Raw genomic sequence first — 19,597 nt, forward strand, 5'->3', positions numbered from 1 at the left:
CAAAAAATTTACCGAGATTCGCAGCAAAAAAACAAATGGCCGGATGACGGCTTTTGTAGATACCACTACCCTGCAACCCGATGGACGAAGGGTGAACAAACCTGTTAATCTCGGAAATGCGATGGCCATCCTTAAAGGCGTGGACCCGGCAGATAAACGCGTATTCCTGATCAGCGGACACCTCGACAGCCGGGTTACGGATATAATGAATGCAACAGCAGCTGCACCTGGCGCCAATGATGATGCCAGTGGCGTAGCAGCCGTACTGGAATCGGCCAGGATCCTGAGTCAGACCAGTTACCCGGCTACCATCATCTTTGTTGCCGTAAGTGGAGAGGAACAGGGTTTATTAGGCGCCGGTTACCTGGCAGAAAAAGCAAAAAAAGAAGGCTGGCAACTGGAAGCTGTACTGAATAATGATATAATGGGCAGTAATAACAGCAGTGAAACCAATATCATTGACAATACAAGGTTGCGGGTTTTCAGCGAAGGACTGCCGGTTTATGAACTTGATAAAAATGCGGCTACTATCCGCAACATGGGACTGGAAAACGACGGAGCAGCGCGCCAACTGGCCCGGTATGTAAAAGAAATAGGTGAACGATATGTAGATCAGCTGGAAATAAAATTGATCTATCGCAATGATCGTTTCCTGCGGGGAGGCGATCATACCCCCTTTATTCAACGAGGCTTTGCAGCGGTACGGATAACGGAGATGAACGAAAATTTTTATCACCAGCACCAGGATATCCGCAAAGAAAATGGTATCCAGTACGGCGACCTCCAGGAGTTTATGGACTTTGAATACCTGCGTAAAAACACGGCTGTCAACCTTGCCTGTTTAGCCAACCTGGCCGGCTCTCCTGGCCTGCCACAGGAGGTAAAAATTGATGTAAAAAACCTAACCAATTCCAGTTACCTGTATTGGAAAACACCGGCAGTTGGTAAACCGAAAGGCTATTATGTTTTAATCCGGGAAACCAGCGAAGCACAATGGCAGAAGAAATTTTTCACCACCGAAACAGCGCTTCGGCTTCCTTACTCTAAAGACAATTATTTTTTTGCGGTACAATCGGTTAGCGAAAACGGACAGGAGAGCTTAGCGGTGGTACCCCAGGTTGGGCGTTAAATGATAACTATGACTACGAATTGGAAACTCAGTGCCTTTGACGCATTAACGGCTGCCGAACTTTACCAGCTACTGCGCTTACGCAGCGAGGTTTTTGTGGTGGAACAGCAGTGTATTTTCCTGGATATGGACAATAAAGACCAGGAAAGTATCCATTTGTTGGGCTGGCAGGGAAATCTGCTGGCCGCATCCACCCGCCTGGTACCACCGGGAATTTCCTATCCTGAGATGTCTATTGGACGGGTGGTAAGTGCACCGCAGGTACGTGGCACGGGAATTGGGAGACAATTAATGGAGCAGTCCATCCAGGCCTGTTACAGGCTGTGGGGAAAAGCCCCTATTCGCATTGGCGCTCAACGGTATCTGGAAAATTTTTATCGCTCGCTCGGTTTTGAGGTACAGGGAGACACTTATATGGAAGATGGCATTCCGCACGTAGAGATGCTAAAAACACCCTAGTAATATCGGCTAGTAGTTTTACGAACAGTAAAAAAAAGATTACCAATCTTATACGAGAGTCTTTTAATTCTCGTTTGTAGTAGTAATCCAAGTAACCGTTCGAAAACAAAATCTGATATTCATGAAACAGCATTTACCCCTATTCCTGCGTAAATGTGCATTGTCCCTAGTTGCTTTGGCATGTACGCAGGCCTCCTTTGCTCAAATCGGACTCTTTAATGAGCTGGAAGCGGGTATCACTATTGGTCCATCTAACTTTCTGGGCGACCTCGGTGGTAATCGTGGAAAAGGAACAGGCTTCCTGAAAGACAACAATTTTTCCCAAACAAGATTCTTTATCGGCGGACACATAACAGCTTACCAATCTCCTTTACTTGGATTGAGACTGGCAGCCAATTATGGCACCATTGCTGGTGACGACGCGGTTATTAAAGGACAGGGAGGATGGGAAGAAGCCCGTCGGTTCCGTAATACAAATTTTCGCTCACGCGTACTGGAAGGCATGCTGGTAGCGGAAGTTTATCCGACCGTATTATTTGAATGGGATCCGGAAGATTTATACCGTAAGTTTCGTCCTTATGGCGTTATCGGTGTTGGTGTTTTCAATTTCAATCCACAGGGTACAGACCCCCTTACCGGAGAATATGTAAACCTCAAACCGTTGAGTACCGAAGGCCAGGGGTTTGCAGAACATCCTGAAAATAAGCCCTACAAACTCACCCAGTTAAATATTCCCATGGGTGTTGGCGTAAAATATTTTTTGAGTGAAAAAAGCAGCCTTTCACTTGAAATACTGCACCGTAAAACCTTTACCGATTATATAGACGACGTAAGTACCAATTATATTGATCCGGATTTATTCGATCAATACTTTGGCGTGGGTACGCAAAAAGCCCAACTGGCACGGCGCATGGCGAACAAAACCGACCAAAGCAGCGGGGCTTCCGCAGGTTATGGCCCTGGCGACAAAAGAGGAACGCCTACTCAAAACGATGCCTATTATTCTGTCAACTTTAAACTGAGCTTTAAACTTGCGAGGGCTACCAACAGCAGCCGGCAAATGAAATGTCCTACACTGCTTCGTCACTAAACACTCCTATGTAATCTATAATCAGATCCCATGAAATGCAAGTTCCTGAAGCGGCAACTGTGGATGATCATGGCGGGATGTATGGGAAGTATAGTTGCAATTGCCGGCGTAAAAAACAATCCGGCAGAAAGAGACAGCATCATAATTCATAAACTAAACAACAATCATAAACATACGGTCAATATTTACACGAATACCTCTCAGAAAGTACTTTTCTTCAGTGCCCAGGGAGAGGAAGGAAATACCTACAAATTTTTACTGTTCCGGCAGAAAGGTATTCTGGTGAAACAAAGTAAAATTCGTAACCGCGAAACCACGGTGGTCAGCAAACCTGAAAAAGGACATTATTACTACGAAGTGTTCAGTGATAATGTGCTGATCGAAAGCGGCACCATTCATGTACAATAAGTACCAAGTAAAAGCTTACCGATAAGAAGGCAGGGAAATTGATAAAATCCAATTATCCGGTTTTAGAACCTGATCCGTTCCCTATTGTTTGTACCCTTTATATGCAACGATTTTATTAAGACTACCTGCCTCCACTTATCGGGAATTACCGCGCCTTACATTTCAGCTTTCAGGAACCTTGCCGTATGGCTCTTTTTTTCCTTTATCATTTCTTCCGGGGTTCCTTCAAACAAAACCTGTCCGCCGCCATCGCCTCCTTCCGGACCAATATCAATGATATGATCCGCTACTTTTATTACATCCAGGTTGTGTTCGATGACTAAAACCGTATTGCCCCGATCAACCAGTTTGTTTAATACATCCAAGAGATGCTGGATGTCCTGAAAATGCAATCCGGTGGTTGGCTCATCCAGTATATAAAAAGTTTTGCCGGTATCTTTTTTGGAAAGTTCCGTAGCCAGCTTCACCCGTTGGGCTTCTCCCCCGCTAAGCGTAACCGCGCTTTGTCCAAGGGTAATATACCCCAACCCCACTTCCTGCAACACTTTAATTTTTCTATACAGATAGGGAACTGCCTGAAAAAAATCAACAGCTTCTTCTACCGTCATATCCAGCACGTCACTAATTGATTTTCCTTTGTAACGAATTTCCAGTGTTTCGCGGTTATAACGCTTACCGTTGCATTTTTCACAGTGTACATACACATCCGGAAGAAAATTCATTTCAATAACCCGCATGCCACCGCCTTCACACATATCACATCGCCCGCCTTTTACATTAAAAGAAAACCGCCCTGCCGCATACCCCCTGATTTTTGCTTCCGGCACAGCAGCAAATAACTGCCTGATTTCCGTAAAGAACCCACAATAAGTAGCGGGGTTACTTCTGGGGGTTCGACCAATCGGCGACTGATCAATTTCTATAACCTTATCAATATGCTCCAACCCTTTAATGGTTTTATATTCCAATGGTTTTTGTTTGGAATCGTAGCAATGCTGAGAGAGTATAGGATACAGGGTTTCGTTGATAAGCGTACTTTTTCCACTACCGCTTACCCCGGTTACCAGTATCAGTTTGCCTAACGGAAACTTGACAGAAATATTCTTCAGGTTATTTCCTTTGGCTCCTTTCAGTTCCAGCGTAGCACCACTACCCTTTCTGCGCGCCTGTGGCACTTCTATATTTTTTTTCCCACTCAGGTATTGTGCAGTTTCTGAATTGGACTTCAGCACCTGTTGAGGGGTACCCTGTGCAACAATTTGTCCACCGAATTTTCCGGCACGCGGGCCGATATCAACCAGGTGATCGGCTGCCATCATGATATCTTTATCGTGTTCAACAACCAGTACGCTGTTACCGATATCTCGGAGGTTTTGAAGGGCGGTGATTAGCCGGTGATTATCGCGCTGGTGCAGTCCTATACTAGGTTCATCCAGCACATAGGTAATGCCCTGCAATTGAGATCCGATTTGGGTGGCCAGGCGAATACGTTGTGATTCACCACCACTCAGCGTTTTAGAAGGGCGGTTGAGGGTAAGATAGGTTAGACCTACATCCAGCAAAAACTGTAAGCGTTCTCTTATTTCCTTTAAAATATCCTTAGCAATAATTTGTTGTTTGGCACTGATCCGTTTTTCCATTCCATCAAACCAGGCCAGCAGTTTATCCAGGTTATAATTGCTGATTTCAGCTATATTTTTTCCGTCTACCCGAAACCATAAACTTTCTTTTCTCAAACGAGCACCTTCGCAGGACGAACAGGTAGCAAGGTCCATATAACTTTCTGCCCACTCCCGGATACCCTCGGAGCTGGCGGTAGCAAACCAGCGTTTTAACTGTGGAATTACCCCTTCAAATTCTTCTGCATACACTCTTTCCGCGCCTGCTACCTCGTCAAAATCGAACTCGGTAGAATCGCTACCGGTTTCGTTGGCATAGAGGATCAGGTTCAGCGCGGTTGAAGGCAAATCGCGCAGTGGTTTTTTCAGGTCTATTTTATGTTTTTTAGCGATTTGTTGTACTTGTTTATACACATAGGCTTCCCGTTCTTCACCAAGGGGTGCAATACCACCTTCCCGGATACTTTTATCCCAATCCGGGATCACTTTCTCCATGCTGATCTGGTATACGGTACCGAGTCCTTTACAGGTTGGGCAGGCACCATAGGGCGAGTTAAAGGAAAAACTATTGGGCGATGGTTCTTCGTACGAGATACCGGTATCCTCACACATCAATTGCCGGCTGTATTGTACCAGTTGGTTGTTATCATTGAGCAGCAGGAATAAGAGTCCTTTGCCTACCTGCATTGATTTCTGTACACTTTGGCTCAGGCGGAGTTTCATATCTGGAGTAACGGCCATGCGGTCAATCACTACTTCGATATCGTGAATTTTGTACCGGTCGACCTGCATTTTGGGAACCAGGTCTTTCACTTCACCATCAATTCTTACTTTGAGGTAGCCTTTTTTGCGGATATCTTCAAACAGCTCTCTATAATGTCCTTTTCTTCCACGAACGAGCGGGGCGAGCAGCGAGATTTTTTTCTTGCTGTATTTACTGAAAATATTTTCGACAATTTCCTCTTCGGAGAATTTTGTCATTCGTTTACCGGTATTGTAGCTGTAAGCGTCAGAGGCGCGGGCATAGAGCAGGCGCATAAAATCGTACACTTCGGTGATGGTTCCGACGGTAGAACGGGGATTTTTATTGGTGGTTTTTTGTTCAATTGAGATAACCGGAGACAGGCCGGTTATGCGGTCTACATCGGGTCGTTCCATATCGCCTACAAACTGTCGGGCGTAGGCGGAAAAGCTTTCCATATAGCGGCGTTGGCCTTCGTTGTAAATAGTATCGAAAGCGAGGGAGGATTTTCCGCTTCCGCTCACGCCGGTAAAAACTACCAATTGGTTTTTAGGCAATTGTATATCAATATTTTTCAGATTATGTTCCCGGGCTCCTGTCACTTCGATCATTTCCTGCGCGGCTGGCAACTCTTTTTTGCTTTTCTTCATGGTACAAATATAAGGCGTCAGACAGGTGTTAGGACGATGTCCTAACACCTGTCTGACGCCTAAACGAATTTGGAAATTCCAAACCGCCCCCCTACCTTTGCAGCAGTTCTTTAGAGCATCGCTTATCAAGAAAGGCAGAGGGAAATGGCCCGATGAAGCCTTGACAACCTGTTTTCTGTGGTAACACAGAAAGTAAGGTGCCAAATCCAGCCCGTAAAAGGGATAGATAAGTCAGATGAACGGCTTTTGCAGAAATTCAACTTCTTCATAGAGCTCTTCTGATGATTTATCGGGAGAGCTTTTTTTATTACCGCTCCTCCCGATTTTACTTGGTAGGTGGTGTCGCTAACAACCTGTTTTTCAATTAAAAAAATGTTTAACAATGCAAGCGACAACACAATTATTGCACAGCATCCCCGTAGATGCACAAACCGGCGCTATCGCCGTTCCGATTTATCAAACCAGCACCTTCGTGCAGGAAGCCCCCGGCGTTAACAAAGGATTCGACTACAGCCGAACCAATAACCCAACCCGCCAGGAACTCGAAAAAATTATTGCCCAACTCGAAAAAGGTTCGGTTGCAGCGGCTTTCTCCAGCGGACTGGCTGCCATCGATGCCGTTATCAAACTCCTGCAGGCAGGCGATGAAATCCTGGCCGTCAACGATATCTACGGCGGCGCCTTCCGGCTCTTCGAAAAAGTGTACAAGAAATTCGGCATCAACGTCACCTATGTTGATATGACCGACCTGGCCGCCATCCATCGCTCCATTACCCTAAAAACAAAACTGATCTGGCTCGAAACGCCCACTAACCCAACCCTTAAAGTAGCTGATATCCGCGCAATCGCTTCCATCGCTGAACGCTATAAATTGCTGTTTGCGGTAGACAATACCTTTGCCTCCCCGGTTTACCAGCAACCGCTTAGCCTGGGTGCTGATATAGTGGTTCACAGCGCTACCAAATTCATAGGCGGCCACAGCGATGTTATAGCCGGACTCGTAATTGCCAAAGACCCGGAAATCGGACAACAAATCAAATTTTATCAAAATGCCTGCGGTGCAGTACTGGGGCCTTTCGACAGCTTCCTGCTTATCCGAGGACTGGAAACACTCCATCTGCGCGTGCAGCAACATACCCGCTCTGCCACCCAGGTAGCGCAGTACCTGCAACAGCATACCGACGTGGCAGAAGTATTCTATCCCGGTTTTGGTGGCGTGGTTTCTTTCCGCCTAAAAAAGGATACTGAAGCTACAGCCAGTACCTTTGTACAGGCCACCCAACTCTTTCACCTGGCCGAAAGCCTGGGCGGCGTAAAAAGCCTGATCAGTCACCCTGCAAGCATGACCCACAAATCAATCGACCCCGAAAAAAGAAAAGCCGCCGGCGTTAGCGACGGACTCATCCGACTCAGTGTTGGACTGGAAGATGCAGCCGACCTCGTAAACGACCTGGAAGATGCCTTTCAATATATTAACGAAACCAGGAAAAAATCCGCTCACAGAAAACCTGCTGCCGGATTTGTTCCATCTAACTAAAAGCAAGAAAACCCACCATGACTCACCACAAGAAATTAACCATCGGTCTTTTTGGATTTGGCGTTGTTGGAGAAGGACTTTATAAAGTATTACAACAGACCCCCTCCCTCAGTGCATCTATCAAAAAAGTATGTATCAAAGACGCATCGAAGAAAAGAAATGCACCCGACAGCCTCTTTACAACCGAACGCGACGAACTGCTTAACGATGCAGACATCAATGTAATCGTAGAAGTGATCAATGAAGCAGAGCCCGCTTTTGAAATTGTTACCCGGGCGCTTCGAAACGGTAAATCAGTGGTGAGCGCCAGCAAAAAAATGATTGCCGAACACCTTCCCGAATTACTGGCCCTGCAACAGGAGGTAGAACCCAGCTTTTTATACGAAGCTGCAGCCTGCGCGTCTATACCCGTTATCCGGAACCTGGAGGAATATTACGACAATGATTTATTGCACGGTATCAAGGCTATTGTAAACGGATCCACCAACTTCATCCTCACAAAAATGTTTGAAGACAAACTGGATTTCCAACAGGCGCTTCTGCTGGCACAACAACTGGGTTTTGCCGAATCCGATCCATCGCTTGATGTGGAAGGATTTGATGCCCTGAACAAATGGACCTTCCTGCTGACGCATGCATATGGCATTATCGAACATCCAAACAACCTGTTGTTCACCGGCATACAGAATATACATGCCATGGATGCACGGGTAGCGGCAGAAAAAGGACAGCAAATAAAACTGGTAGCACAGGCGCAAAAATTACAGAACGGTAAAGTGGCCAGCTTTGTATTACCCCAGTTTATACAGGCAGATGATCACCTGTCCTTCGTAAAAAATGAATACAACGGGGTAGTAATAGAAAGTGGCTTTGCCGACAAACAGTTCTTCTATGGAAAAGGTGCCGGTAGTTTTCCTACTGCTTCAGCGGTATTAAGTGATTTGTCTGCCCTCCGGTATGAATACAAATACGAATACAAAAAGCTCTATCATCACCAGCCGAACAGCATCACCAATGATTATTACCTGCGGGTATACCTGAGTTTTACCGACTGGAAATACATCCCCCGCGAAAAATTTGAATGGATCGAAGAATGGCATGCAAGAGAAGAACGCAAATACCTGGTGGGTGTTTTGCATGTTAAAGAATTGATCGAAAATGATTGGTGGAAACAAAACAACACATCGCTGATACTGACACCGCAGCCCATAATTGAAGATGTGGCCATACAGCAATTGAAGAAAAAAAGCCTTGAACTGGCGGGCGTTGCTTTCTAACGGAACAAGAGGTAGGCAACAACCAGCGTAACAAGTACATTAAATCCCTGTGCGATCAAAAATCCGTACAGGGGTTTTTTATTGTCCTGGTGAAACAGTTCCGCAAAGCGTGTTTCCAAACCAATGCTGGTAAAAGCCAGCACAAACCAGATGGTTTGAATATTTTTCAGCGGCTCTTTTATCGTTTTAACTGTTGCCTCGTTTAATACAAAAGAAAACAGGAGCGATGCTGCTACAAAACCTAATACAAATTTTGGAAAACGTTCCCATATTACTCCCAGTGTTGGTTTTTCAAGCACTCCCACTTCTTTTCGCGTATAAGTCCAGTACACAGAAATTGCAAAGGCCGCCAACCCTAATAAGACGTTTTGCGAAAACTTTACGATGGTACTGATTTTTAATGCTTCCTCCCCTACCAGGGTACCTGCTGCCACTACCGCTCCGGATGTATCAATACTTCCTCCCAACCAGGCGCCGGTTACTGCTTCGGGTAACTGCATCCATTCAGCCAGGTAGGGCATACCGATCATCATAGGTATAGCGGTTACCAATACCAGGGAAATCACATAGGATAGTTTTTTGGTATCTCCACTGATTGCACCTGCCGTAGCTATTGCTGCAGAAACTCCACAGATAGAAACCGCACTGGAAATCATCATGCGCATATCGTCTTCAACCCCCAGTTTTTTACAAACCCAGAAAGCAAAATACCAAACAGACAAAACAACTACCAATGCTTGCAATAAGCCCAGAGAACCTGCTTTGAGCATATCTGCGAAAATGATACTGGTACCAAGTAATACCAGCCCCATTTTTACAAATAATTCGGTTTGCAGGGATTTTCTCAACCAATCTGGAAGTTGAAACAGGTTACCGATCAGCAAACCAAGACTGAGACTAAAAATTACAGCTTCCAGGTTAAGGTCTTTTATGAATTTATTACCGGCCAGTATCATCGCCAATACGGCTACAAAATATACCAGGGGAAATCCTTTTACCAGAGCTGGCACCGGCTTTGCCGCCAGCCAGGTTCCGGCAATGGCTATCGCATATAACAGCAAAAAAAGCCCGCCGATTTTCAGCAGGTTACTACCTGTGAGTACCGTTGAAAAAAGACTATCGGTGGTTGACCAGCTAAAGGAGGGTTTCGGAAGCTGCAACCCAAGGATCGCCAGCAGAATAATTAATGCGCCCAACCAAACGGCGGTCCAGTCTTCATTTACCAGGGGTTTTGCTACGTTGTTTGCCATACCATAAAAAATTAAAACAGGTCCTTCAATATTCGCCTGGCTGCATGATAGCCACACATCCCATGCACGCCCCCGCCCGGGGGCGTAGAAGAAGAACAAATATAAAGCTCTTTAGCACTTGTTTTATAAGGCGACCATCGAAGTGCAGGGCGAGTAAATAACTGCCCCAAGTCCTGCAGTCCTCCATTAATATCTCCCCCTATATAATTGGGATTATACTCCTGCATCTGGCGCGTATTCATCGTATGACGGCCAATTATCCGTTCTTTAAATCCTGGTGCAAAACGTTCCACCTGCGCTTCAATGGCAGCTGTTCTATCTTCTTCAGCGCCAAAAGGCACATGGCAATAAGCCCAGGCAGTATGTTTACCGGCCGGCGCACGCGTAGAATCGAACAATGAAGGTTGCGCCAGCAATACAAAGGGGTTGTCCACCAGTTTTCCTTTGGCCGTGGCTGCTTCATTCCAACTTATTTCTTCAAAACTATTACCGATATGAAGGGTGCCGGCCCGCTTACCGTCCTCATTTCTCCAGGGAATCGGGGCATCCAGCGCCCAGTCTATCTTAAATACGCCCATTCCGTACCGGTATCTTTTCAGTTGCCACTGGTAAAAAGAAGAAAATTTTTCACCGGCTATTTCTATTAACTGCCGTGGCCCGCAATCAAAAACAACGGCTTTTGACCGGGGCAACTGCTGTAGTGATGTAATCGCAGTATTGGTTTCTATAACACCACCGAGTAACTGAAAATGGGCGGCCATTGCATCCGCTATTGACTGCGATCCGCCGATAGGAATCGGCCATCCGCCCGAATGCCCGGCAGCCAGCAAAACCAATCCAATGGCAGCACTTGCCCAGTTTGATAGAGGCTGGATGCCATGGGCGGCCATTCCTCCAAAAAGAGCTTTTGCTTCCTGGCTGGCAAACCGACCGGCGATTCGGCTGGCGGGCTGCAGTGCTTTTAACCCAAACCCGGCCAGCAAAACAGGATTCGATGGCCAGCTCAACGGACCCAAAATATCTTTCGTAAGGGTGCCAAAATTTTTTACTAAGGGTTCCAGTAGTGAATGATAAAGCCCCCGATCTATACCCATTTTCTCAGCAGTTTCCTCCAGGGATGGCAGTAATAGTGCACAGGAACCCGTATCAAGCGGATGGGCCGCACAAACAGGAGGATCAATAAATGCCAGGCCATAGGCCGACCAGTTGATGGAAGCAAAAAAGGGGGAGGCTTTTGCCATTGGATGAATAGCAGAACATATATCATGTTTAAACCCTGGTAAGGTTAATGCAGCCGTTCGCATTCCTCCGCCAATAGTAGCTTTTGCTTCCAGCAACAATACTTTTAGTCCCTGCTGCTGCAGGGTTATACCAGCAGCTAAACCATTTGGTCCTGCCCCTACCACTATTACATCGTACTCCATTTCCTTGCCAACTGTCTATTTTGATTAACTTTGGTAACAGCGGGGAACCGGTCATGATCAACCACCGATCAATGCCGGTCTTCCCTTGCTGTTACAAATCATTTAGTCTATAAATTAAGTAGACAAAAAAACTGCAAATTTTCCATCTTTCCTAATTGTTTTTTAATCAGCAAAGGTTCAGCAGGCACGGTAACGGATTTCTGTAGCCAACTGTGATTGTCCGGCTGGTGAAATCATATAGGCTACAATAACCAGTTCCTCTCCTTCAAAATGCATATCGGTTCGCCAACCCCAGTATTGAGGCGGCTGCTGGTGATCGGGAAAAGAGCCCAAAACCTCAAAATCATGATCGTTGGGATTGCCTTTAGACATCATAATTGCCGTGCTCATATGAAAGCTGTCTACCCAGGCTACCTGAAACTGGTTCGACTGCAAATCGAAGCCAATTATGTACAACCCCTCGATGGCCCTGTCTTTAAAATGGGTGGTATACCGATGTAGCAAAAACCGTCCTTCCAGAATAGGCTCAATACTTCCTTGAACCGGCGATTCATCAGCCAGTACATCGGGCTCAAACCAAACTTTACTGGTCCCCTTCCAATTACCGGCAAATTTTTGCAAATCCAGGTGTTTTCCTCTTTCAAGAGAAATGGCGAAGCTTATTTTTTCCATGCGTTAATTTACTTCGCTTTACCGGTATTCAATGCGCTACTGGCTGTTTTGGGGCATTTTTCATGAAATTTAAATGTTCAGAAAAGCAGTAGCTCATTTTCCAATAAATAGTCTTTCCTGATCTGCTGGTTTATCTTCTTTAAGGCAGTTCGGTATAACTCTTCTGATTCAGTCGGATCAATGGCTTTCAGAAGGTTGGCCTTTAACAGGGAAAAGTAGATATAGGCTTCCGGCAGTTTTCTCTCAATATCCGCAAGCACTTTTAACGCCTCCTCGGTTCTTCCTGTTTGGCCTAAGCAAAAACAATAATTCAATTGAATAATGGGCGATGGGGCAATTTTCTGCAACAACTCGTATAACCCTACAATTTCCATCCAATTAGCTTGCGTTAATTGGGAACTGGCCATATACTTGCTAACTATTAGCGCTTCAATATAAACCCGGTTTAATTTCTCTGGTTTCCGGAGATAGCTAAACGCCAGGGTTAACAAATCCGGGCTCCATTTCTGCCGGTTCTGGTGAAAAAAAGAAACAAATTTACCGTCTTGCACTTTTGCCTTAATTCTTGCCGCATGAAAACAAAAAAGCGCCAAAAGGTTAGACGTTGACAGGTACTTATATTGTTTTAACAACAGCTTTGCCAATGCCATAGCTTCCAGGCAAAGATCTTCATTTACAATATCTTTGGTTTTTTCACTAAAGGAGTCAAACCCGATATTAAATACCGAATACAATACTTCTTCTACCAATAGAACGGTTGGTTCAGTTGCCTCAAGCTGGCTCAGCTCAATTTCAGTACCCCTATATGCTAGCTGAATAGCTTTCTTTGCCCGGTTTATACTTTTATAAATGGCTTCCTGGCCAATTAAGGTAGCGCTGCTTATTTCCGCTACGCTTAAACCGAAAATATTCTTTAAAATAAAAAAGAGCTTAACCTGCCCTGAAATATTTTTCAGGGCAGAAAGAAAGATAATTGTCTGAAGCCTTAGATCAAAAGTGCCGGTGCCGGAAAAATGCTCCCCGGCAAATTCGCTTACGGCATAGTTGTACACCTGTTGTTTTTTCAACTGGCTTAACAGGTCATTTCTGGCTACTATATACAGCCAGTTTTCGCTATTTTCCGGAATCTTATGCTGCCTTCCCAACTGCAGAAATTTCAACATTGAATTTTGAATAGCGTCCTCCATTTCAGCCATATACCGGCTTCCAAACTGGCTTAATAAAGCAGCATACAATTTACCGTATACTACTCTGAAATGCTGCGCTGAAGGAACTGGCCACTCACTGCTCATAATCGCTCATTTCCATGATAGGTCGTATTTCGGTTGTTCCTCCATAAAACTGTGTGGGGCAGGCTTTCGCCAATTCAATAATCGTTTGCAGGTCGGGCGCCTGCAATAGGTAATACCCACCAATAATTTCTTTAGATTCAAGGTAAGGGCCATCCTTAACGATGCAATCATTACCGGTAATCACCACTGATTTTTCCTGCAATCCATCGCCAGCAACAAAATGCCCGGCCTCCGCCAGCTTAGCTGCCCAGGCCATATGGGCAGCCGCCAGTTCCTGCATTTCTTTGGGAGATAGTTGCTTCAGTTGCTGCATATCTTCATGTAGCAGTAATAAGAATTGTTTCATATTTTTTTTAGTTTAAGTAAAGAGTTTTTGCTCCTCCCTTTTTGGACATTTTTTCCATTTTTATTTCAATTCTTACCAGTACCAGCCTCATTCGCTAATGCCTTAAATTTAGCATCAAAATATCATAAAGCATTAATCCTTATTTGTTTACAGCAACCAAAAGAGGGCCCGGTATTTACCTTAGCTTCAAGAGGAAACAATTAAATGGGCAGGCAGAAACCCGGCGGGTAGTTTACTCGCAGCCAGGCTTCAATTTGCGCAAACCCACGAGTTTACCAGCTTTTTCACTAGTGCAAAAGAAATTCTTATCTAATTTTCAATTATAAAGACGAGCCCATTCAAACGAAAGTTTAACCAAATGAAACTAGTTTTTGCCACCCTGCTCTGCAGCTTCTTTCTTATTTCCAACGCCGTTTATTCGCAGGAAAAAGTAAGCCCGCCTTACCGCATCCATTCACATAACGACTATGAACAACCGATCCCTTTCTGGATGGCCTACCATGCCAAAGCCGGATCCATAGAAGTGGACATCTACCTGGAAAAAGGTGGTATTTGGGTAGCGCATGATAAAGAAGACCTACGGCCAGACAGGACCATCCAATCGCTCTATCTTAATCCCCTTCGGCAGCTACTGACTGAATTCAACGGCCAGCTATCGGCCGATAAGGACTATACTGTGCAACTCCTGATCGATATCAAATCTCCCACTAATCCCTGCCTTGATACCCTGGTATCCATCCTTAAGACCTATCCTGAAATCATCCAAAGCAAACGGATCCAGTTGGTTTTGTCCGGCAATAAACCACCGGTAGCTGCATTTGGAAACTACCCGGACTTTATCCTTTACGACGGGTTGCCCTGGGAAAACTATTCGCCCTCTATCACTGCAAGAGTTCCGCTGTTAAGTGCTAACCTGCAGCAATACACCAAATGGAATGGCAAAGGAATTATTCCGGAAAAAGAGCGGCGGAGCCTGCTAAAAGTGATTTCAGAAACACACGCTAAAGGGAAAAAAATCCGCTTTTGGAATGCACCGGATTTTATCAATGCCTGGTATGAGCTCGGAAAACTGGGCGTGGATTACATGAATACCGACCATCTTCCTGAGTTATCGGGCTTCCTGGAAAAAGCGGCAATGACCAGTTTTCAGAATCCCGGGGCACCTACCGGCCTGTATCAACCCACGTATAAAACAGATGGCAGCAGGAAAGCGCCTAAAAATATAATTCTGCTGATTGGAGACGGAATGGGACTGGCCCAGGTTCATGCTGCCTATAGCGCCAATTTCAACCGGTTAAATCTTTACCAGTTTCGGATAACCGGTTTGTCCAGGACCAGTTCGTATGATAGTTATATTACCGATTCTGCACCCGGCAGCACGGCATTTTCTGCCGGCATCAAAACAAATAACCGTGCTGTAGGCGTTGATCATACGGGAGTAGCAGTGCCTTTATTACCGGTTTTCATGAAAGAAAAAGGGAAAAAAACAGCGATCCTAACAACCGGAGATATTACAGACGCCACACCGGCCGATTTTTATGCCCATCAATCAGAACGTAGCAGCAGTGAAGCCATCCTGAAAGACCTGGCGAAAGAACCGATTGACCTATTGGCAGGATCAGGGCAAGCCGGCTTTGACGCGCTCATACGGCAATCAATGCCCGATTTTGAGGTAACTACGTCGATTGCTGGTTTACCCGATCAGTTGCAAAAAAAATGGATTGTAGTGGAGGAAAAAGCCGGCCAATCCATGCTTAAAGGGAGAGGGAACTGGGCAGTGGAAGCCTTTCAAAAAAGCACCACCCTACTGGCACAAAACAAAGCCGGCTTTTTTTTGGTTCAGGAAGGGGCGCAAATTGACTGGGGAGGCCATAATAACCAGTTGGCAACCATTGTTCATGAACTACTGGATTTTGACCAGGTTGTTAAAGCGGCCCTGGAATTTGCCGATCGGAATGGCGAAACCCTGGTAATAGTAACGGCCGACCATGAAACCGGTGGTCTTACGCTGGTAAACGGCGACCCTTCCAAGGGAATGGTCAGCGGGCATTTTTCTACCAACGACCATACGGCTTCACCGGTGCCTGTTTTTGCCTACGGGCCCCGCTCCTATTTATTCAGCGGCACCTATGAAAACACTGCTATATACCAGAAAATAAAAGACGCGGTACAATAATATAAAAAGCTGCAATGGCTTTTGCAGGTATAGGTTTAATCAGAGTTTAAAGAAGATCTTTCGGTTGTACAAAAAATAGCAGATATACCATTCCACCAATAAAGTTACCAGCGATGCCATGATCCAACCCAGTTGCTCCGGTACGGCAACCAGGTCTAGTGGCCCTTTTACAAAAATAGCCACTACCCCATTCAGCCACTGATGCCCTACTGTTTCGAAAAACAGGTAGATAAAAAGCGCATTCATCCCTACTACCGTAAAAATCCAGGCATAGCGCTGATAGCCCCTGATATCCACCAGCCAGTATAAAAATGTCATTAATAACAACACCCAGCCGCCAGAAACCAATACAAAAGAACCGGTACAGATTCGTTTAATGATCGGCGACAGGCCCGATAAATCGGCCAGGTAGCCAACCAGCAGCAGAGAACAGGCGCTGATCAGCAACCGTTTTATTTTCTGATGCATGGTAAAGGCCGAGTCCATTAACAGCTTTCCGGCCAATACGCCCCAAATGGTATGTGCAGCTGTAGGAATAAAATTTATAAAAACCCACCCTCCCGAATTTATTTTTCCCATAATCAGCAGGTCGGTGTAAGAACCCCAGTTTTTACCCATCACAAAGGGCTGATTGAACTCCCCAACCAGCATCGTCCTGTAGAGTGTTTCTGACAAAACTATCAGCCCTACACTTATAAGCGACTGAAAAAGGTAGGACTTCCGGATAACCAGGTAGGCAATAACGGTGGTAAATGCCAATTGGGTAAGCACATTCCATAATTCCCATACAAGTTTACCACTATACACACAATGAAGGGCCGTTCCAAAGAGGAACAATTTCAGGCTGCGCCAAAGGATATGGGGCAGGTTCTCCGACCAGCTGACACCTTTTTGCTGTTTATAGAAAAAAGAAAGGTACATAGCGGCACCGGCCATGGTCATAAACCCGGGTTGTATCAGGTCCCAAAAAAGCAACCCATGCCATTCGTGGTGAAAGAACTGGCGTGTAATCAACTCAAACCCACTACCTTCTGCAGCTTCCTGGAGGCGGCTGTACAATAAAGTACTTTCGGCGGCCAGCAACATCATAATCAGTCCGCGCATCAGGTCAAGGGAGAGCAGTCGTTTGGGCATAATCTTATAAAAAATATTTAAATCTGTTTAAATTAGGCCTGTTTCGGCGAAATAGCAACAGGCAATCGTTTGTGTTGAATTTATTTTGATTAATTTTCCGTCGCTGAATGAATTGGTATGTAAAAATATGGGTATCCTGTTTTCTGTTGGTATTGCTGACGGGTATGGAGCTACTTGCAGGCACCCGCAACAATTCTCTGATAAGAGCCAGCGCGGCAGCTGAAATGCTGCAATCCAATCGCCACCAGGCACATTATTCTGATTATTTATGGATCAATGCACCTCTTCCCGAAAAACAGGAAGAGCTCTTGTTTGTTGAGGAAACAGAAGACAACCAGCATAACTGGGTACTCTTAAAAAGCAACCGGCTTTTTTATACCTGCATTAGCCTACTCTTTGGTCAGCCAGACCCTGCCAGCCAGCAAACCGTTTCTCCGCCGGCAGCAGTATACCAGCCTATTCAACTCTCTACTATTGGCAGGCTCAGCCATTTACAGATTTTCCGCATTTAGTACGAATTACCGTTTCCACGTTTTACGGTAGCTGCCATTCCTATTTTTTTAAATAATTTCTATTTTACATGAAGCAATTTTTCGTGCTAACAGGCCTGTTTGCAATACTGGCCGGTACCGGCTGTGGCCACAAATCCGAAGAAAAAGAAGCCACTACGCATTTTACAGTAACCCAACCCATCCTTATTGACACTGTTCTTGAAAGAGAATATGTAGCCCAGATCCGTTCCATTCAGCATATTGAACTCCGTGCCCAGGAAAGAGGTTATCTCCAGGAAATTTATATAGACGAAGGGCAATCGGTTAAAAAAGGGCAGTTGCTCTTTAAAATCATGCCGCAGTTATACGATGCGGAAGCACAAAAAGCCAGGGCTGAAGTCGAATTCGCAGAAATCGAATACCAGAATACCCAAAAACTGGCTGAATCAAATATCGTATCGCCCAATGAGCTGGCCATGGCCAAAGCCCGGCTTAACAAAGCAAAGGCGGAGCTTAATATAAAAAATGTACACCTACAGTTTACCAGCATTTATGCACCCTTCAACGGAATCGTAGACCGCTTCCAGGTAAGAAAAGGAAGTTTATTGGACGAGGGCGATCTGTTAACCAGCCTTTCCGACAACAGCCATATGTGGGTTTATTTCAATGTTCCGGAAGCGGAATACCTGAATCTTTTTAATAACAGCGACATAAAAAATCAGCCGGTTGAACTAAGAATGGCCAACCAGCAGATTTTTCCGCAAAAAGGAAAGGTAGAAACCATTGAAGCAGATTTCGACAACGAAACCGGTAATATCTCGTTCAGGGCCACCTTCCCCAATCCCAAACTTTTACTAAGAAATGGCGAAACCGGTAATATCCTGGTGAAGGAAGAGCTGAAACAAGCCATTCTTGTACCTCAGAAAGCAAGTTTTGAAGTAATGGATAAAATCTTTGTATACGTGGTAGACAAAGACAATAAAGTGCATACCCGCGAAATTAAAGTAGGTGCAGAACTGGAGGATTTATTCGTCGTTAACGGCGGGTTGAAAGCCGGCGAAAACATATTGCTGGAGGGTATCCGTAAAGTTCAGGATGGTGATAAAATCCAATACCAGACAGAAGACCCGAAAGCGGTTCTGAACTCTCTCAAATTACCCGTGCAATAATCCCGAACCTCAAAACTGAAGAACATGTTTAAAATGTTTATGCAGCGGCCGGTGCTCGCGATTGTAATCTCCGTGGTGATTATTTTCATGGGTATCCTGTCGATTGAAACCCTGCCGGTTTCGCAATTCCCTTCCGTTGCACCGCCCATGGTAGTGGTAAACGTAGCCTACCCGGGGGCCAGCGCCAATGTACTGGTTGAGTCTGTGCTTATTCCAATGGAAAAAGCCATCAACGGAACACCCGGCATGAAATATATGACCTCCGATGCCACCAGCGCCGGCGAAGCAACCATCCAGGTAGTGTTTGACCTGGAAACCGACCCCAGCCAGGCCATGGTGAATGTAAAGACAAGAATTGAACAGGTAACCAACCGTCTTCCCCCTCTTGTACAACGTGAAGGGTTGGTGGTAAGTTATACCTCCCCCAACATGCTGATGTATGTGAACGTATTCAGCACCAATAAAAATGTGGATGAAAAGTTCGCCTATAATTTCGCCAACGTTAATATCATTCCCGAATTAAGCCGTTTGAAAGGCGTTGGTAGTGCCAAAATCCTCGGAAGCCGGCAATATGCCATGCGGATATGGTTAAAACCCGACCGGATGCGTGCCTACAATGTTTCCACGGAAGAAGTAATGGAAGCGATGGCCGAACAAAGTACTATCGGATCTCCGGGCCCGCTTGGACAGAGTACGGTAAAACGCTCCCAGCCGCTCGAATATGTACCCACC

The 19,597-nt window shown here is 45.5% G+C and carries 17 protein-coding genes and 1 riboswitch; of the genes, 10 read left to right on the forward strand and 7 right to left on the reverse strand.

Annotated elements, in window-relative coordinates; translation table 11 throughout:
* The 4 genes from A1D16_RS07230 to A1D16_RS07245 form a co-directional block, all read left to right on the forward strand.
* A partial coding sequence (locus A1D16_RS07230; RefSeq protein ID WP_290708680.1) for a M28 family metallopeptidase occupies nucleotides 1-1,129 on the forward strand: 1,129 nt, incomplete at its 5' end.
* 9 nt (nucleotides 1,130-1,138) lie between these two features.
* Nucleotides 1,139-1,588: a GNAT family N-acetyltransferase gene (locus tag A1D16_RS07235; RefSeq protein WP_290708682.1), complete on the forward strand. Its 450-nt coding sequence runs from the start codon at nucleotides 1,139-1,141 to the stop codon at nucleotides 1,586-1,588.
* A 121-nt stretch (nucleotides 1,589-1,709) separates the two neighbouring features.
* Nucleotides 1,710-2,678 carry a DUF6089 family protein gene (locus tag A1D16_RS07240; RefSeq protein ID WP_290708683.1) on the forward strand — a complete coding sequence of 323 codons (969 nt, stop codon included), beginning with the start codon at nucleotides 1,710-1,712 and terminating at the stop codon, nucleotides 2,676-2,678.
* Between the two features lie 30 nt (nucleotides 2,679-2,708).
* Nucleotides 2,709-3,086 (forward strand): hypothetical protein, encoded by a 378-nt coding sequence (locus A1D16_RS07245; protein ID WP_290708684.1) that lies wholly within the window; start codon nucleotides 2,709-2,711, stop codon nucleotides 3,084-3,086.
* Nucleotides 3,087-3,241: 155 nt separating this feature from the next.
* Here A1D16_RS07245 and uvrA read toward each other — a convergent pair whose 3' ends face one another.
* Nucleotides 3,242-6,097: an excinuclease ABC subunit UvrA gene (uvrA, locus tag A1D16_RS07250; protein ID WP_290708685.1), complete on the reverse strand. Its 2,856-nt coding sequence runs from the start codon at nucleotides 6,095-6,097 to the stop codon at nucleotides 3,242-3,244.
* A gap of 119 nt (nucleotides 6,098-6,216) precedes the next feature.
* A riboswitch (SAM riboswitch) is annotated at nucleotides 6,217-6,330 on the forward strand.
* 149 nt (nucleotides 6,331-6,479) lie between these two features.
* Here uvrA and A1D16_RS07255 point away from each other — a divergent pair.
* Together A1D16_RS07255 and A1D16_RS07260 are read left to right on the forward strand one after the other, a co-directional pair.
* Entirely contained in the window at nucleotides 6,480-7,634 is a 1,155-nt protein-coding gene (locus tag A1D16_RS07255; protein ID WP_290708686.1) for a PLP-dependent aspartate aminotransferase family protein, read from the forward strand.
* 17 nt (nucleotides 7,635-7,651) lie between these two features.
* Nucleotides 7,652-8,911, forward strand: a complete 1,260-nt coding sequence (locus A1D16_RS07260; protein ID WP_290708687.1) for a homoserine dehydrogenase — start codon at nucleotides 7,652-7,654, stop codon at nucleotides 8,909-8,911.
* Here the strand turns inward: A1D16_RS07260 and A1D16_RS07265 are convergent.
* The 5 genes from A1D16_RS07265 to A1D16_RS07285 all read right to left on the reverse strand — a co-directional run bounded on the left by A1D16_RS07265 (nucleotide 8,908) and on the right by A1D16_RS07285 (nucleotide 13,895).
* Nucleotides 8,908-10,161: a putative sulfate exporter family transporter gene (locus A1D16_RS07265; RefSeq protein ID WP_290708688.1), complete on the reverse strand. Its 1,254-nt coding sequence runs from the start codon at nucleotides 10,159-10,161 to the stop codon at nucleotides 8,908-8,910. The two genes, A1D16_RS07260 and A1D16_RS07265, sit on opposite strands and share 4 nt — an antisense overlap.
* 11 nt (nucleotides 10,162-10,172) lie before the next feature.
* Nucleotides 10,173-11,585, reverse strand: a complete 1,413-nt coding sequence (locus tag A1D16_RS07270; RefSeq protein WP_290708689.1) for an NAD(P)/FAD-dependent oxidoreductase — start codon at nucleotides 11,583-11,585, stop codon at nucleotides 10,173-10,175.
* 177 nt (nucleotides 11,586-11,762) lie between these two features.
* A complete protein-coding gene (locus tag A1D16_RS07275) occupies nucleotides 11,763-12,257 on the reverse strand; it encodes a DUF1579 family protein (RefSeq protein WP_290708690.1) in 495 nt (164 codons plus the stop codon).
* Nucleotides 12,258-12,334: 77 nt separating this feature from the next.
* Nucleotides 12,335-13,549, reverse strand: coding sequence for a DUF6596 domain-containing protein (locus A1D16_RS07280; protein ID WP_290708691.1), 1,215 nt, complete (start codon nucleotides 13,547-13,549; stop codon nucleotides 12,335-12,337).
* Complete coding sequence (locus tag A1D16_RS07285) at nucleotides 13,539-13,895, reverse strand: YciI family protein (protein ID WP_290708692.1); 357 nt, start codon at nucleotides 13,893-13,895, stop codon at nucleotides 13,539-13,541. The genes A1D16_RS07280 and A1D16_RS07285 overlap by 11 nt, the downstream gene beginning before the upstream one ends.
* Nucleotides 13,896-14,253: 358 nt before the next feature.
* Between A1D16_RS07285 and A1D16_RS07290 the strand changes: the two genes are divergently transcribed.
* Nucleotides 14,254-16,071, forward strand: coding sequence for an alkaline phosphatase (locus A1D16_RS07290; RefSeq protein ID WP_290708693.1), 1,818 nt, complete (start codon nucleotides 14,254-14,256; stop codon nucleotides 16,069-16,071).
* A gap of 39 nt (nucleotides 16,072-16,110) precedes the next feature.
* Here A1D16_RS07290 and A1D16_RS07295 read toward each other — a convergent pair whose 3' ends face one another.
* Entirely contained in the window at nucleotides 16,111-17,205 is a 1,095-nt protein-coding gene (locus tag A1D16_RS07295) for a DUF5009 domain-containing protein (RefSeq protein WP_290708694.1), read from the reverse strand.
* Nucleotides 17,206-17,312: 107 nt separating this feature from the next.
* Between A1D16_RS07295 and A1D16_RS07300 the strand changes: the two genes are divergently transcribed.
* From A1D16_RS07300 to A1D16_RS07310, 3 genes are all read left to right on the forward strand, one after another.
* Nucleotides 17,313-17,717, forward strand: a complete 405-nt coding sequence (locus tag A1D16_RS07300) for a hypothetical protein (protein WP_290708695.1) — start codon at nucleotides 17,313-17,315, stop codon at nucleotides 17,715-17,717.
* 68 nt (nucleotides 17,718-17,785) lie between these two features.
* Nucleotides 17,786-18,865, forward strand: coding sequence for an efflux RND transporter periplasmic adaptor subunit (locus tag A1D16_RS07305; protein ID WP_290708696.1), 1,080 nt, complete (start codon nucleotides 17,786-17,788; stop codon nucleotides 18,863-18,865).
* A 24-nt stretch (nucleotides 18,866-18,889) separates the two neighbouring features.
* Nucleotides 18,890-19,597, forward strand: a 708-nt coding sequence (locus tag A1D16_RS07310) for an efflux RND transporter permease subunit (RefSeq protein WP_290708697.1), incomplete at its 3' end; no start/stop codon positions are given.

Origin of the sequence: Flavihumibacter sp. CACIAM 22H1 (genome assembly GCF_001601815.1) — a bacterium.
Taxonomy (GTDB): Bacteria; Bacteroidota; Bacteroidia; order Chitinophagales; family Chitinophagaceae; genus Flavihumibacter.

Excerpts from the sequence above, each read along its gene's own strand:
- A1D16_RS07240 (WP_290708683.1), top strand. The coding sequence starts at position 1,710 with ATGAAACAGCATTTACCCCTATTCCTGCGTAAATGTGCATTGTCCCTA.
- A1D16_RS07260 (WP_290708687.1), top strand. The coding sequence starts at position 7,652 with ATGACTCACCACAAGAAATTAACCATCGGTCTTTTTGGATTTGGCGTT.
- A1D16_RS07280 (WP_290708691.1), bottom strand. The coding sequence starts at position 13,549 with ATGAGCAGTGAGTGGCCAGTTCCTTCAGCGCAGCATTTCAGAGTAGTA.
- A1D16_RS07270 (WP_290708689.1), bottom strand. The coding sequence starts at position 11,585 with ATGGAGTACGATGTAATAGTGGTAGGGGCAGGACCAAATGGTTTAGCT.
- A1D16_RS07255 (WP_290708686.1), top strand. The coding sequence starts at position 6,480 with ATGCAAGCGACAACACAATTATTGCACAGCATCCCCGTAGATGCACAA.
- A1D16_RS07245 (WP_290708684.1), top strand. The coding sequence starts at position 2,709 with ATGAAATGCAAGTTCCTGAAGCGGCAACTGTGGATGATCATGGCGGGA.
- A1D16_RS07265 (WP_290708688.1), bottom strand. The coding sequence starts at position 10,161 with ATGGCAAACAACGTAGCAAAACCCCTGGTAAATGAAGACTGGACCGCC.
- A1D16_RS07285 (WP_290708692.1), bottom strand. The coding sequence starts at position 13,895 with ATGAAACAATTCTTATTACTGCTACATGAAGATATGCAGCAACTGAAG.
- A1D16_RS07305 (WP_290708696.1), top strand. The coding sequence starts at position 17,786 with ATGAAGCAATTTTTCGTGCTAACAGGCCTGTTTGCAATACTGGCCGGT.
- uvrA (WP_290708685.1), bottom strand. The coding sequence starts at position 6,097 with ATGAAGAAAAGCAAAAAAGAGTTGCCAGCCGCGCAGGAAATGATCGAA.
- A1D16_RS07290 (WP_290708693.1), top strand. The coding sequence starts at position 14,254 with ATGAAACTAGTTTTTGCCACCCTGCTCTGCAGCTTCTTTCTTATTTCC.
- A1D16_RS07235 (WP_290708682.1), top strand. The coding sequence starts at position 1,139 with ATGACTACGAATTGGAAACTCAGTGCCTTTGACGCATTAACGGCTGCC.
- A1D16_RS07275 (WP_290708690.1), bottom strand. The coding sequence starts at position 12,257 with ATGGAAAAAATAAGCTTCGCCATTTCTCTTGAAAGAGGAAAACACCTG.
- A1D16_RS07295 (WP_290708694.1), bottom strand. The coding sequence starts at position 17,205 with ATGCCCAAACGACTGCTCTCCCTTGACCTGATGCGCGGACTGATTATG.
- A1D16_RS07300 (WP_290708695.1), top strand. The coding sequence starts at position 17,313 with ATGAATTGGTATGTAAAAATATGGGTATCCTGTTTTCTGTTGGTATTG.